This is a genomic window from Desulfitobacterium dehalogenans ATCC 51507, assembly GCF_000243155.2.
GTDB lineage: Bacteria > Bacillota > Desulfitobacteriia > Desulfitobacteriales > Desulfitobacteriaceae > Desulfitobacterium > Desulfitobacterium dehalogenans.
In genome coordinates, this window is record NC_018017.1 from 2090592 (window position 1) to 2105308 (window position 14717).

Below are 14717 nucleotides of genomic sequence, written 5' to 3' on the forward strand. Positions count from 1 at the left end.
AATAGTGTCGAAAGGGATTAAGATCCCTGGTATAGGCTTGATTCAACCATAAGGTAGAATAGAGAAGAGGATATAAGAACCGTTTACAAGTTCCAGGACTGTAGACGGTTCTTCTCTGTGAGAATGAAATTTGTAGATATATTTTTATTTTTTCTTAAAGAATTATTGACGTTATTCTGTTAAAATGTAAAATAGACATTGTTATGTTTTTAATTACTGCCGGTTTTCGACAACTGGCTTTGGTTTAAGGAGGTCAGGGATGAGCGAAGAAATCATCAGGCTTGTCAACGTGACAAAAGAGTATGACGGTGTACAAGTCCTGGATAATATAAATCTCTATATATTGCGTAATGAATTTATAACCCTTCTTGGACCGAGCGGTTGCGGAAAAACAACGACCCTCCGAATCATTGGAGGGTTTGAAAATGTTACCGGTGGGGACATCCTCTTTGAAGGTAAGAAGATCAATGATTTTCCTCCTTATAAGAGAAAAGTCAATACGGTTTTTCAACAATATGCTTTGTTTCCGCATATGAATGTTTTTGAGAATATTGCCTTTGGTCTACGGATAAAGAAAATAGACAATAAGGCTATTTACACGAAGGTGCTTCAGGTTATGGAACTGATGAACCTTAAGGGCTTTGAAAAAAGGAATATCGATTCCCTAAGCGGGGGACAACGTCAGAGGGTGGCTATTGCCAGAGCTATCGTCAATGAACCTGAGGTTCTCTTATTAGATGAGCCCTTGGCTGCTCTGGATTTAAAATTAAGGAAAGAAATGCAGATGGAGCTGAAGCGAATCCAGCAGCGTTTGGGAATTACCTTTATCTTTGTCACTCATGATCAGGAAGAGGCCTTAACCATGTCCGATACCATCGTAGTGATGAATGAGGGGAGAATTCAGCAAATTGGCACTCCCATCGATATCTATAATGAACCCAAGAATGTTTTTGTGGCTGATTTTATCGGAGAAAGCAATATTCTGGGTGGGGTCATGCTTCAGGACTACCTGGTTCATTTCCACGGTCGTCAGTTTGAATGTCTGGATAAGGGCTTTGGACCTAACGAAGCGGTGGATGTAGTGATTCGTCCTGAAGACCTGAAGCTGGTACCGGTGGAGGAAGGTATGATCATAGGTGAGGTCCAGTCCGTGGTCTTTAAGGGTGTTCATTACGAAATGATGATTCAGAGCAACGAGTATAGCTGGATGGTACACAGCACTCAAATGGAAGAAGTGGGAAATGGGGTCGGGCTCAAGATCCTTCCCAATGATATTCACATTATGAAGAAGGTGAGAGGGGATTGAAAAAAAAATTATTGACCGCTCCCTATCTGTTGTGGATGCTGATCTTCACCATTGTTCCTCTGATTTTGGTGGTTTATTTCAGTATGTTTAAAACCGGTCCGGATGGGATTCAGTTTACTACTGAACATATAGAAAGGGTCTTTGAACCCATCTATCTCAAAGTCATTTTGCGTTCGATTTGGCTTGCTGTAATCAGTACTCTTTTTTGTTTACTGCTGGGTTATCCTATGGCCATGATTCTGGCATCCAAAGTGCTAAAGAAGAGGGACTTTTTAATTGTTCTTTTTGTTTTGCCCATGTGGATGAACTTTCTGGCCCGAACCTACGCCTGGATGACTCTTTTAGAAAATAACGGTATCATCAATCAGATTCTGGCGGCTTTGAGTTTGCCGGCTTTAAATATTCTCTATACAGATAAAGCTGTGATCTTGGGCATGGTCTATAATTTTCTTCCCTTTATGGTGTTGCCTATCTATTCTGTTTTGCAAAAAATTGACCGCTCTCTGATCGAGGCAGCAGAGGATTTAGGGGCTACCCCTTATAAAACTTTCTTTAAAGTGACTTTTCCGTTAAGCTTATCAGGTGTGGCTTCCGGTATTATTATGGTCTTTATGCCTGCCGTGACTACCTTTGTCATATCCAGGCTGTTAGGCGGAGGTCAGTATATGTTGATTGGCAATCTGATCGAACAGCAATTCCTGACTACCGGTGACTGGGGCTTCGGCTCATCGTTATCCCTGATTCTCATGATCTTCCTGCTCCTGACCATGGGTATCATGTCCAAGACGGACAAAGATCAGGAAGGGGGTAGGTTCTGGTGAAGTCTTTCTTGATGAAAAGCTATACCTTTCTGATTTTCTTCTTTCTTTATGCCCCTATACTGATCCTGATGATTTTTTCCTTTAACGATTCTAAGTCCCGGGGGAACTGGGATGGATTTACTTTAAAGTGGTATATAGAGCTTTTTCGGGACAGCCAGATAGCTTCCGCTCTGTATTACACCTTAGTGATAGCTATTCTTGCCTCCTTGATCGCTACGATCATCGGCACTTTAGCAGCCATTGGCATTAATAATATGCATGGACTTCCCAAAGTCATGACTTTGAATGTAACCTATCTGCCTATGCTCAGCCCGGATATTGTTATGGGAATATCCTTGATGCTGCTCTTCATTTTTATTAAATTTAAATTGGGCTTTATGACCATGCTCTTTGCCCATATCACCTTTAATTTGCCTTTTGTTATTTTTTCGGTGCTGCCGAAACTGCGACAGTTAAATGATGATACTTACGATGCGGCCTTGGATTTGGGGGCCACTCCTTTGGAAGCCTATAAAAAGGTCATCCTGCCTCAGATCTCGCCGGGTATCGTCACAGGCTTTCTGCTGGCCTTTACCATGTCCATCGATGATTTCGTGGTGAGCTTTTTCACTACGGGGTCCGGGGTATCCAATCTGGCCATTACCATTTATTCTATGGCTCGTCGGGGAATTAATCCCAAGATTAATGCTTTGCTTACGTTGATGTTTATTTTTATTATGGTAACCTTGGTCTTTGTGAACTATCGGATGGCCAAGGATAAAGGAAATGAAAAGAGGGATATGTATTGAAAAAATCGGTACTAAAAAAAGCAGGGGTGGTCGTGCTCCTGGTCGCTATGCTCTTAGGACTTGCCGGTTGCGGCGGGTCGGATCAGGCTAAGCTTTATGTCTACAACTGGGGAGACTACATTGATGAATCGGTCCTGGCTGAGTTTGAGAAAGCCAATAATGTGGATGTCATCTACGAACAGTTCGCCACTAATGAAGAAATGTATGTTAAGATTAAAGCAGGAACAGCCAAGTATGATGTGGCCATCCCTTCGGATTATATGATTACCAAAATGATCCATGAAGGTTTGCTCCATACCATTGATATGAACACTATTCCTAATTACGCTAAAATTGATGATCGCTTTAAGAATCTGGCCTTTGACACCAAGAATGAATACTCGGTTCCTTATATGTGGGGCACTGTCGGGATTATTTACAACAAGACCATGGTAGACGGTGTGGTGGACAGCTGGGATATTTTATGGGATAAAAAATACGCCAAGCAGATTCTGATGCTGGACAGCCAACGGGATTCCATTGCGGTGGCCTTGAAAAAACTGGGCTACTCTCTGAACAGCAGAGAAGAGAAAGAACTGGATGAAGCCAAAAAATTGCTGATTCAGCAGAAGCCTTTGCTGATGGCCTATGTAGGGGACGAAGTGAAGGATAAGATGATCGGCAATGAAGCCGCCATGGCTGTGGTATGGTCAGGGGATGCGGTCTTTATGAAAGGTGAAAATCCTAATCTGGAATATGTCATTCCCAAAGAAGGTAGCAATATTTGGTACGATTCTATGGTTATTCCCAAAACCAGTCAGAACAAGGAAATGGCTGAGAAGTTCATCGATTTTATGTGCAGTACGGATGTAGCCTATAAAAACGCTGATTATATCGGTTATTCCACACCTCAAAAAGAAGTTAGGGGAATGCTTCCCGAGGATCTGACCTCTGATCCAGCCTATTATCCGGCTGAGGGTGCATTAAAAGGTTCGGAAGTTTTTGAAGATCTCTCCGATGTTTTACCAATTTATGATAGAATATGGACAGAGGTAAAATCACAATAAAGGAAACTTGCTTCAGAGGAGCTTTACTTCTCTGAAGTTTAGTTGACTTATCCAGGGACTTAGCGCCACTTATCTCCCACTGAAGTGAGAGAATTAGTGGCGGTTAGTCATCGGGAAATAAAGCGAAAAGCTTGAGGTTTTTATGGTTAGATATTTAAGGGTAAAAAAATTCCGTAAAAAGAAAAATGCTCAACCTGAGGTTGAACAACCCAAACTCATGATGGATATCATTGAAGAAGAGTACCCGGAAAAGTATGACACCTTAAAAGAAAAAATTTCACAGCTTGGTCGTATGTTTACTCAAGAAGAATGGCTGACCATCCTGATGAGATCAAGGGCGGAGCATGAGCGCTTTTTGCCTAAAAAGACAAATCGGGAATCTAAGGATTAGCCGGAATATAAGGTCTATCTTAAAGGACACCTATCCAGGTGTCCTTTTTGTTAGGTGTGAACTTTATTGCGGCCTGTTCTTTTAGCTGCGTACAAGGCATTATCCGCTTTTTCGACGATTTTTCCGATATCCTTTAGGGTATCAGGATAGGTAGCTAGGCCGATTGAAACCGTAATATTGATTGTTTTACCATTGGATAATTGAAAAGGGTGAATTTCTACATTATGCCGAATGTGTTCAGCTATATGCTGAGCCTGGGCATTGGGGCAATCAAGTAACAGAACAGAAAATTCCTCACCCCCATTACGAAAAATTTCATCAAATTCCCGACAACTATTCTTGAGGATTTTTCCTAACTCTTTGAGAACATAATCCCCCTCTTTGTGTCCGTAAGTATCATTGACCTTTTTGAAGAAGTCAAGGTCCAGCATAAGGAGGGAGAGATGTTCTTCTTTTTGTAGGGCATTATTAATAGCATTATTGAGAAGAAGGTCAAATTGCCTTACATTATTAAGGTCAGTAAGAAAGTCTTTGGTGGACTCCTTTTGTAGTCGCCGATACATTTTATTAGCGGTATTGCTGTAATACAGATACCAGTATGTAATTGCGGAGACAAGAGCATGAGAACACCAATAGATAAGCATGATTTTCAAAAAATCGGATTTATCTTTGAGCAGATAGGTAAGGGTAATGGATGAAGCGAATAAGACAAAGAATGTGGAATAGGCCCATTTTTGCCAAGTCTTAAAGGCAGCCCGGGTTATTAACCAACACCCAACGGTATTAATGAGAGCAGTTACCACGCCAAGAAGAGCTGCTGTATTAAACCCAAAGAACATCAAGCGAAACAAAGCAATCATAATCCCCGTAATATATACAGTAAGGGCACTACCAAAAACTGCAGACATAATAATAGGGATATTGCGAAAATCGATGATGGTGTTTGCGTCAACAGGCATAGTAAACAGCATAAGTATAATCCCAAGAGCTCCAGACAAAAAACCAAAAAACATCTTAATCGAGAAGGAATTGTTCTCTTCCAGACTGTAGTTTTTAAGTAACTGAGTGATTAAGCTGATAAAAGTAATGAGGATGGTCATATTGATAAACAAATCTTTTAACAAAGAATCTTCTACCCCTTGCTAATGAGTTATAATGGTAAAGGCGGTGAGGCAAAGTCAATAAATAGTTTTAGGTTTTATGTAAATGTTATTTGATTATTAATTGCGTCAAATTATTATACATTGAATCAATAGCATCAACAATATATCTGTGACTTTTTTCATGACGGTGATTATAATTGCAGTGGAGGAATTTCCAGAGGGAGTGGAGGAGAGAATATGAATTTATTGGGTAATATTATTTGGTTAGTATTCGGTGGGATACTTGCGGCAATCGCATGGTTTTTGGCGGGCTTAATTTTGTGCATTACGATCATCGGAATTCCATTTGGTCTCCAATGCTTTAAGATAGCTCAGTTTGTCTTATTGCCTTTCGGCAAAGACATAGAATTAGGACATTTCGGTGTGGGCGGATTGTTGCTGAATATTCTTTGGATACTCTTTCTTGGCTGGGAATTGGCCGTAAGTCATTTGGTGATCGGTCTGGTATTCTGTCTCACCATCCTAGGGATTCCGTTTGGAATTCAGCATTTTAAATTTGCACAGCTTGCCTTTATACCCTTTGGGGCTAAGATTCGTTAAGGTGCCACAAAAATCAAAATAAGGTGTTCATGCCGTGGAATGAGCATGGGTTAGAAAGAGGGTGGGGCTTTGGAGTACAGTCTTGAAGAACGTGAGGAAGTATGCAGTGTGGCTAGCAAACTCGTTATACTAAAAATATATCGATACCCACCATCCGATCCTAATACAGCGGGGGAGATTGCGGACTTTCATTGCAATCACAGCAGTGATCGCTGTGAGTCCCGTTGTACCTATCGGATGCTTATGAATGATTATTAGGTGCCTTTAAAAAACATCAACAAAGGTGGAACTACAGTGAAAAAGCTAGGATTTGGAATGATGCGTCTACCACTAACTGCTCAGGAGAATCCCCAGAGTATCGATCAAGAACAAGTGAATGCCATGGTGGACTATTTTCTGGAAAGGGGGTTTACCTATTTTGACACTGCCTATCGTTACCATCAGGGAATAAGTGAAATCGCAGTAAGAAAAGCTCTTGTGGAACGCTATCCAAGGAATTCGTTCACCATCACAGATAAAATGCCGGTTTTTTTGGTCGTTGGGAAGGAAGATTATCAGAGGATATTTGACGAGCAATTGGCTCGATGCGGAGTTCGTTATTTCGATTATTATTTGCTCCATGCCCTGGACGCCGGCAGGTATGCTGCAACAGTGGAACACGGCGGTTTTGAATTTATGCAGAGATTAAAGGCAGAGGGTAAGGTGAAGTCTATTGGATTCTCTTATCATGACAAGGCGGAACTGCTGGATCGGATATTAACTGAGCATCAGGAGATGGAGTATGTGCAGCTTCAAATTAACTACATAGATTGGGAGGACGAAGGGATCGAATCCCGTAAGTGCTATGAAGTCGCTAAAAAGCATAATAAACCTGTCATCGTGATGGAGCCTATAAAAGGAGGGGCGTTGGCAACTGTACCTGAAGAAGGTGAGAAACTCTTTAAGGGCTATCATCCTAATCAAAGCATTGCATCCTGGGCAGTCCGCTTCGCGGCCTCTTTGGATAATGTTTTCATGGTACTCAGCGGTATGAGCACCATTGAACAGCTTAAGGATAATACAGGCTATATGCAGAATTTCATTCCCTTAAATGCGGAAGAACAGAAGCTTATCCAAAAGGCCATAGATAGTATTAACAGCGGCATAGCTATTCCCTGTACCGCATGTGAGTACTGCGTGGAAGGCTGTCCAAAGAAAATACCTATACCGAAATTTTTTTCTTTGTATAATAACCAGAAGCAGCATGGTTTGTCTACCCAGAGGACTTATTATGGGAATTTAACCAAGGACTTGGGCAAAGCTTCGGATTGCATCGATTGTAAGCAATGCGAGCGGCATTGTCCACAGCATATAGCGATTGTAAAAGAATTGAAAGAAGTCTCCAGGGTCTTTGATGTATAATAGGCTGTTGTCGATGACGAGAACCCATAAGTGCACTTGGGAAGAAAGGGATTATCATAGCTTTAGAGACCGGCGAATATGAATAAATGCATGCTTTGTTATCCATAGGGGGAGCAGATATGGATCATTCCTCAAGAGGGTGTAGATTCCCAAGAAAGTTCAATTATCGGAGAACCTTAATTATAGGAATTGGCCTCTGTACGTTATTACTCTTTTTCTCTGGCTGCAGCAAGAAACTCTCCCCGGAGATAAAGGACCTGGAGCCTAAGCTTTATTTACAGGTACCCACTATAGATTGTCCTCTGGACAAAGACCGGGATGGGATCAATGATCTAAAGGATATCGTGGCGGGAGGAAAAGAAGAGGTGCGGAAAAGACCTCGTTATCGAGATGCCTATTATGCCGAAGGATTTCCCCCGGAGAACGAGGGAGTATGCACGGATGTCATCTGGAGAGCGTTACGCAATGCGGGATACGATCTTAAAGCCATGGTTGATGAAGATATCCGTCAGAATATCTCCCTGTATCCACGGGTTGATGGGGAACGGGATCCCAATATAGATTTTCGTCGAGTACAGAACCTAAGAATTTTTTTCCAACGGCACGGTCAGGAGTTAACTACGGAGATCATCCCTAATGATGTGGATAATTTATCCCAATGGCAGCCCGGAGATATTGTCACCTTCGCTCTGCCTCATGAACACATAGCCATTATCTCGGATCGCCGCCGACCTGATGGTGTTCCCTTTATCCTTCATAATGGAGGCCCCGTGGCTTCCGAAGAGGATCGCTTGCTTTCTTGGAAAAGCCCTATTACAGGGCACTATCGGTTTCCTAAGTTTGAATGAAACTTTTTTGAAGATATAAGGAAGAGTTTACACTTTAATTGTAAATAATAGTAAGAAAGATAGTGATGGAGGTCCTAATATGTCAGTAGAAGAAGTTCATATCTCCATGATCCAACAAATGAAGAGACGGATCTCCGTCAGAACGTATCAAGAAGAACTTTTAGATCCTGAATTGAGAGAAAAGATTAATTTAGCTTTTAGGGATAATCTGGGCCCCTTTGGAGGAACGGTAAGGTTCGAACTCATTGAAAGAGAACTCGCTCAAAAAGATGCTAATGTAAAATTGGGGACCTATGGAGTAATTAAAGGTGCTTCTTCGTTTATTGTGGCCGTAATCCAAGAAGGATCACGGGACTTAGAGGATTTCGGGTATGTCCTCGAGAAATTCATCCTTTATGCTACCTCCTTAGGTCTTGGCACTTGTTGGCTGGGAGGGACGTATACAAAAAGCGAATTTAGTAAGGCCATTGGATTGAAAGGGCAGGAGATTATGCCGTGCATAACTCCTATTGGATACCCAAGTCAGAAGCGTAGCTTGCTGGAGTCTGCTATGAGGTTAGCTGCCGGTTCCAAGAATCGCAAACCCTGGAAGGATCTCTTCTTTAACCAGGATTTTGAACAGCCCTTAACAGAGTTAGAGGCAGATAACTATGCTACACCATTGGAGATGGTTCGGATTGCCCCATCGGCTTCCAATAAACAACCCTGGCGAATTGTTATGGATCATGGAAAGTTTCATTTCTATCTTCAGTATGCAAAAGATTATGGCAAAAGGTTAGGATTTGATATTCAGCGAGTAGATATGGGTATTGCTATGTGCCATTTTGAGTTGGCGGTCAAAGAACTGGGATTGTCAGGTAAATGGCAGATCGTTAAGCCAAGTGCGGAGGCAGAGAAAATCACTATTCCACCGAATACGAAGTATATTGTAAGCTGGGGATAGACTATCTTCCGACATTGAATGTAAACAGAGAGCACCTTATTGAAGGAGATGTCAATAAGGTGCCTTGCTTTATGCAAATAGTATTATTGATCATTATCGATATCGATAGTATTATAATTAGTGAGATAATTATTAAACTTGATAACATTAATCTGAATCGAGGTGCGTTTAATGGACAGTAAAGTTTTAAGTGCTTTATTAAATCCGGTGAGAATGAAAATTCTGCAGCTGTTTTTACAGAATGAAACAGAAACAGTGAAGCGGATCGCTGAGGAATTGCCCGGCATTCCTCCGGCCAGCCTTTACCGTCATGTTAATAAGCTGGTTGAGGGTGAGATCATCGAAGTCTGTGCAGAATATAAAATCCGTGGGACAGTAGAAAAGGTGTATCGTCTGAAGAACAATTCCCTCCTTTATAACGATGAGCAGATATTGGAGGCTGGTCAAGAAGAAGTCTTTAGTTATTTCTACTCCTTTGCCACGGCTCTGTTAAGCGATTTCGACAATTATTTAAGTGGTAAGGATTATGATCTCGGCCAAGATAGAGTAAGTTTTCAGAGTTATCCTCTTTATCTCACCGATCAGGAGTGCGATGAATTATTCCAGACTATCCAAGAAACACTGAATAAGGTCGCAAGCAATAAAGAGGAAGGAGAGCGAAGATTAAGGAAGTTCTCCTTTGTGTTGATGCCTGGGGATGAGAATAAAAAGGTAAAAAAATAGTCTTGGGTGTTATTGAATTATAGCGGTATTTTTGCTAAAGTTGTGCATGTGACATAATTAGAGAGAGGGAGTGCTGCTTATGGATTATGGGCTGCAGAAAAAGTATGGTTTATTCACTGCAATTGCCATGGTCATTGGAATTGTCATTGGAAGTGGCGTATTTTTTAAAGCAGAGAAAATCTTAGTAGCCACGGGAGGGGATCTGCCGCTAGGTATTTTAGCCTGGATTATCGGCGGAATTATCATGATTGTGTGTGCCTATGTGTTTGCCACTATGGCTACACGTTATGAAAAGGTCAATGGGGTCGTAGACTACGCGGAAGCCGCCATGGGCAGGGGATATGCCTATAGTGTGGGCTGGTTTATGACCACTATCTATTATCCGGCAATTACCTCCGTATTAGCTTGGGTCTCAGCCCGATATACCTGCGTTCTTCTTGGGTGGGATATCGTAGGTGCGGAAGCGATGGCTATTTCAGGCTTTTACTTGGTGGGAAGCTATGCACTCAATGCTTTATCCCCGAAATTGGCGGGAAAATTCCAGGTTTCAACCACTGTCATTAAGCTTATTCCCTTGATTTTAATGGCGATTTTAGGGACTATTACCGGTTTAAGTAATGGGGTTTTGATTAAGAACTTCACAAGCGGTGTTATCGCAGATGTATCTACTGCCAATCCTATGTTCACCGCAGTAGTGGCCACCGCTTTTGCCTACGAAGGTTGGATCATCGCCACCAGCATTAACGCTGAATTAAGAGATGCAAAAAAGAATCTTCCTCGTGCCTTAACCTTTGGTACCATGTTTGTCGCTCTCATCTATATTTTATATTACACCGGACTAGCTGGTGCCGTGGAGAACAGCGTTATCATGCAAGGGGGAGAGACCGGAGCTAAGATTGCTTTCTCCACAGTCTTTTCCAATCTCGGCGGGTCCATACTCTTTGTTTTTGTTGTGATCTCCTGCTTGGGAACTCTTAATGGATTAATGCTCGGATGTACCCGGGGGTTCTACTCCTTAGCAGCCAGAGATCTTGGCCCTCACCCCGATGTCTATAAGAACATCGATGCCAACACCAATATGCCAACCAACTCCGCTATCTTAGGGCTTTTATTCTCCGGAGGGTGGCTGCTGTATTTCTTTGGTGCCAATCTGGTGCCTGTACCTTGGTTTGGCCCTTTTAGTTTTGACAGTTCGGAGCTCCCTATTGTCACACTATACGCTATGTATATTCCCATCTTCGCAATGATAATGATAAAAGAACAAACCTTAGGCGGGTTTAAACGGTTTGTTATGCCCATCCTGGCGATCTGCGCCTGCATCTTTATGGTGATTGCCGCTGTTTATGCCCATGGTTGGGCAGTTGCGTACTACCTGATCCTCTTTGCAGTGATTATGGCAGTAGGTGGGTTGTTCTATTCTACTAAAAAGGCTCATTAGAACCGCTCTCTTATAGAGAAAAAAACACCTTCCCTATGTAAAATAGGAAGGTGTTTTTTTCTCTCAAAATCGCAAACATTGCGATTGGGAATAAGACCGGCACGAAGTAAAGCTACACCTTTCATCCTTTGCCGGTGCCGCCTGAGCAACCGGAAGTGTGATTAATTAAGCCAGGGGCTTGTCTTACATGACAGCCCCTGGTGATTAAAAGATTTAATGTATATACGGTTTTGTTATACAGTTTAGTATCGGCGTGCCCCAAGATAGCGGGGGCCATAAAAGCTATCGCTTACTCCTGAAACCTTAACCCCACTGCCGGGATTGGAAGCATGAACAAACTTACCGTCACCGACGTAGATGCCTACATGAGATGCTCCGGCAGCATAGGTGCTGAAGAAGACTAAATCTCCCGCTTGTAGATTATCCTTACTCACGGCTGAACCTGAATTGAATTGATCGTAGGAAGTTCGCGGAAGGGAAATTCCCGAACCTGAATAGATGTACTTGGTAAAGCCGGAGCAGTCAAAACCACTGGTGGAAGTGCCTCCGAAAACATACTTGGTTCCTTGAAAACCGAGAGCGCGATCGACGATAGAAGAACCATCGGCGCTACCCCGCGAGGCGGTATAGGCTACATTGACGGTTTGTTTGTTAGGGCCTTTAGAGACGACTTCATCAACGGGTTTCTCAACAATCTTCTCATCAAGAACTTTTTTGGCTACCTCTACACCATTTCTTTGCTCGTAAGAATAGGTTACGATTTTTGAACCGTTGCTGCCTTTTGTAATAACTTTAGTTTGGCCTGGATTGAGTTTATAATCGGTTTTGGTGACTACATCATAGGGAATGATTTCCTGACCGGAATATGTACCCTGGCTCACGACTGTCAGATAAGGTTCAACAGTAACAAGTTTAATCACTTCTCCCGGCTTGATCATGGTGTCTTCAGTTGCCCCGGGATTCCCGGCAAGAACTTCGGCGGTCAGCATATTGTTTTTGCGGGCAATCAACCACCAGGAGTCGTTTTCCTCTACAGTATACTCTTTTGTGGTGACCTGACCTTCGATGAGCTTTTCATAGGCTAACTCAAGAGAAGCCATTTGCTCGGGTTGGATAGAAACTTTTTCAATAGTTACTTCTTCTAAAAAGCTGACGGAAGTAATTTGGTTCTCATTGCTGGATTTGGAATAGTACTCTTCGTATTCTTTAAGCAATGTGTCTGCTTCTTCTTTACTGGGTAAATAGGCTATGGGTGTTTCATTAACATGAATTTTGTAGCCTTCCAGATAATAGCTCAAAGAGTTGGCTAAATTTTCTTCCTTGATCTCTGAGGCTTTATAGGCGGTATTTTTGATTCTGACATGTTCATAGTTGATCTGGTCCCGTGTCTTGGCAACGACACCATAGGGTTCCCCTTTTTCCTGGAGGAATGTATCCACAAGGGTTTGTCCGCTATGGGAATCTGCCACATAGCCCACTTGCTGGCCGTTGATCGTCACAGCAGCTGCGGTGGTCGTGGTTAGAAAATAGAATCCTAATCCACCGGTCAGGACAAGGGTTACAGTTAAAGAACCAAGAACACGAGGTGATTTCCAAGAAACGTTTTTTGCTATTCTTTGAACTTGATCGGATGCAGAGGCCTTGAATTGAGACAAGCTTTCCTTAAAATGCATGCTCAGACACCTTTCTTAGCCTACGGGGTTAGTTGACGGATTCGGGCGAAAGTGTAAGCCCTACGCACAGGTTGTGCGATTCACCCCAGAAATGTAGTCCCCCGTTCCAGGATACCCTAGATTAGGCTTTAATTATACAATGCACATATTTTATTCTGATTCGACATCAAGTTCTAAAGTTCCTTCATTAATACTTTATGAAATACGTGGAAATTCCATGACAAATCTTGGATGAAAGGGTTTAGCTGTTAGTTATTCATTCTGGAATATGGTAAAATAGTGGCATGCTCTAAGCCGATAGCAGAGGACTAATGACTAGGGGGATAGCCTTGTTCTTTTGGAAACGGGAAAAAGAAGTGAAAAAAATTACTCCTGAACTGAAAACTGCTCGGGAGACCTGGCAAGGGAAAAAGTATAAGACCAATTATTACTCTTATAACTCGGTAAGGAGAAGAGACTCCTTACGGAGCAAGAAACAACGTAAACATGAGATCGGGGAATACAAGCTTGAAGTGGAGCTTACTCATTTGCCAAGATGCTTTCGTCGTCTGAGCAATCTCCTGTTAAAAACAAAGGGTGGCTTTCAGCAGATTGATCACCTTCTGATATCTCCTTATGGAATCTTTCTCTTGGAGGTCAATAATTTGTCGGGGCTGATTGTAGGGGAAGAAGAGGACCCCAAGTGGTATCAGTCGATTACCTGGAGGGTGAAACCTTTCCCTAATCCTATTCTGGAGAATCAGGTCCGAATTAAAGTGCTGCAAGAGTTGGCGGGGCTTGATGAAACAATCCCGGTCTTTTCTTATGTGACCTTTAACCGGCGTTGTAACCTGAAGGTTTTTTCAAGTGTGGTCTTTTATGATATTGATCTTCTGGCCTCAATCATTAAACTGACCCAGAATCAGCCTGTCGTACTCTGTGATGAGGAAATTCTGCAGATTATAGAGAGGATTGAAAAAATCAATGTGACGGAGCTGGGGATTCGCAATGAGTATGCTGCACGCCAGCGTAGAGAAAGAATGCAGCATAGACCGAAGTATGGGGATATTCGTTGCAGTATTTGCCAAAAGGCTGTAAACGAACGAATGGCCCGATATTGTCTGAATCGTCCTGAGAAATTTGCTTGGAAAATCTATTGCGAAAAACACCAAAGGGAAATGACCAGGGTAGTAAGACGGGAATACACTCAACGTGAAGAATATGAGGAGATCGGAAATGGTAAGGGGAGAGAAAGACATGATACATACGTTAAGACTGGAGACCCAAAAAAGGAATCAATGGATTGATATTACTTTTTTAATAGAAGGATTTTTGCAGAACTCCCAGATTAAGGATGGCGCAGCGATTATCTATTGTCCTCATACTACGGCGGGAATCACGATTAATGAGAATGCGGATCCCGATGTTTCCCGGGATATGCTGAGGCGCCTGGATGAGATCTGCCCTTGGGATATAGCCCAGGATAAGCACGGGGAAGGGAATTCGGCAGCCCATTTGAAAGCCAGCCTGATGGGAAGCTCTCAGACTGTCATAATCAAAGAGGGAAGATTGCTTTTAGGCCGTTGGCAAGGGGTTTATTTTTGTGAATTCGATGGACCTCGCTCCAGAGAGTGTTTTGTAAAGATATTGGCTTAAA

The 14717-nt window shown here is 42.4% G+C and carries 16 protein-coding genes and 1 riboswitch; of the genes, 14 read left to right on the plus strand and 2 right to left on the minus strand.

Annotated elements, in window-relative coordinates; translation table 11 throughout:
- The first annotated feature begins 259 nt into the window (after positions 1-259).
- From potA to DESDE_RS10055, 5 genes are all read left to right on the plus strand, one after another.
- Positions 260-1306, plus strand: a complete 1047-nt coding sequence (potA, locus tag DESDE_RS10035; protein ID WP_014793930.1) for a spermidine/putrescine ABC transporter ATP-binding protein — start codon at positions 260-262, stop codon at positions 1304-1306.
- On the plus strand, positions 1303-2127 hold the full coding sequence (locus DESDE_RS10040) for an ABC transporter permease (protein WP_014793931.1): 825 nt from the start codon (positions 1303-1305) through the stop codon (positions 2125-2127). Before potA ends, DESDE_RS10040 begins: the two co-directional genes overlap by 4 nt.
- Entirely contained in the window at positions 2124-2915 is a 792-nt protein-coding gene (locus DESDE_RS10045) for an ABC transporter permease (RefSeq protein WP_014793932.1), read from the plus strand. The genes DESDE_RS10040 and DESDE_RS10045 overlap by 4 nt, the downstream gene beginning before the upstream one ends.
- Positions 2912-3961 carry an ABC transporter substrate-binding protein gene (locus DESDE_RS10050; protein WP_014793933.1) on the plus strand — a complete coding sequence of 350 codons (1050 nt, stop codon included), beginning with the start codon at positions 2912-2914 and terminating at the stop codon, positions 3959-3961. Before DESDE_RS10045 ends, DESDE_RS10050 begins: the two co-directional genes overlap by 4 nt.
- Positions 3962-4103: 142 nt before the next feature.
- On the plus strand, positions 4104-4352 hold the full coding sequence (locus DESDE_RS10055; protein ID WP_014793934.1) for a hypothetical protein: 249 nt from the start codon (positions 4104-4106) through the stop codon (positions 4350-4352).
- Positions 4353-4402: 50 nt separating this feature from the next.
- Here DESDE_RS10055 and DESDE_RS10060 read toward each other — a convergent pair whose 3' ends face one another.
- Complete coding sequence (locus DESDE_RS10060) at positions 4403-5476, minus strand: diguanylate cyclase (RefSeq protein ID WP_014793935.1); 1074 nt, start codon at positions 5474-5476, stop codon at positions 4403-4405.
- A gap of 216 nt (positions 5477-5692) precedes the next feature.
- On the opposite strand from DESDE_RS10060, the gene DESDE_RS10065 reads away from it, so the two are divergent.
- The 7 genes from DESDE_RS10065 (at position 5693) to DESDE_RS10090 (ending at position 11408) form a co-directional block, all read left to right on the plus strand.
- Complete coding sequence (locus DESDE_RS10065) at positions 5693-6055, plus strand: YccF domain-containing protein (RefSeq protein WP_014793936.1); 363 nt, start codon at positions 5693-5695, stop codon at positions 6053-6055.
- Between the two features lie 69 nt (positions 6056-6124).
- Positions 6125-6313, plus strand: a complete 189-nt coding sequence (locus DESDE_RS22270; RefSeq protein ID WP_014793937.1) for a hypothetical protein — start codon at positions 6125-6127, stop codon at positions 6311-6313.
- A 36-nt stretch (positions 6314-6349) separates the two neighbouring features.
- Positions 6350-7456 (plus strand): aldo/keto reductase, encoded by a 1107-nt coding sequence (locus DESDE_RS10070; protein ID WP_014793938.1) that lies wholly within the window; start codon positions 6350-6352, stop codon positions 7454-7456.
- Positions 7457-7575: 119 nt separating this feature from the next.
- Positions 7576-8304 (plus strand): DUF1287 domain-containing protein, encoded by a 729-nt coding sequence (locus tag DESDE_RS10075; RefSeq protein ID WP_014793939.1) that lies wholly within the window; start codon positions 7576-7578, stop codon positions 8302-8304.
- Positions 8305-8383: 79 nt separating this feature from the next.
- Positions 8384-9247, plus strand: coding sequence for a nitroreductase family protein (locus DESDE_RS10080; protein WP_014793940.1), 864 nt, complete (start codon positions 8384-8386; stop codon positions 9245-9247).
- A gap of 171 nt (positions 9248-9418) precedes the next feature.
- On the plus strand, positions 9419-9970 hold the full coding sequence (locus DESDE_RS10085; RefSeq protein ID WP_014793941.1) for a helix-turn-helix domain-containing protein: 552 nt from the start codon (positions 9419-9421) through the stop codon (positions 9968-9970).
- Between the two features lie 79 nt (positions 9971-10049).
- Positions 10050-11408 (plus strand): APC family permease, encoded by a 1359-nt coding sequence (locus tag DESDE_RS10090; protein ID WP_014793942.1) that lies wholly within the window; start codon positions 10050-10052, stop codon positions 11406-11408.
- A gap of 242 nt (positions 11409-11650) precedes the next feature.
- Here DESDE_RS10090 and DESDE_RS10095 read toward each other — a convergent pair whose 3' ends face one another.
- Positions 11651-13081 carry a C40 family peptidase gene (locus DESDE_RS10095; protein ID WP_014793944.1) on the minus strand — a complete coding sequence of 477 codons (1431 nt, stop codon included), beginning with the start codon at positions 13079-13081 and terminating at the stop codon, positions 11651-11653.
- A gap of 2 nt (positions 13082-13083) precedes the next feature.
- Positions 13084-13219, minus strand: a riboswitch (cyclic di-AMP (ydaO/yuaA leader).
- Between the two features lie 191 nt (positions 13220-13410).
- On the opposite strand from DESDE_RS10095, the gene DESDE_RS10100 reads away from it, so the two are divergent.
- Both DESDE_RS10100 and DESDE_RS10105 read left to right on the plus strand, forming a co-directional pair.
- Positions 13411-14367 (plus strand): nuclease-related domain-containing protein, encoded by a 957-nt coding sequence (locus DESDE_RS10100; RefSeq protein WP_014793945.1) that lies wholly within the window; start codon positions 13411-13413, stop codon positions 14365-14367.
- On the plus strand, positions 14318-14716 hold the full coding sequence (locus DESDE_RS10105; RefSeq protein WP_014793946.1) for a secondary thiamine-phosphate synthase enzyme YjbQ: 399 nt from the start codon (positions 14318-14320) through the stop codon (positions 14714-14716). The genes DESDE_RS10100 and DESDE_RS10105 overlap by 50 nt, the downstream gene beginning before the upstream one ends.
- Position 14717 lies beyond the last annotated feature (1 nt).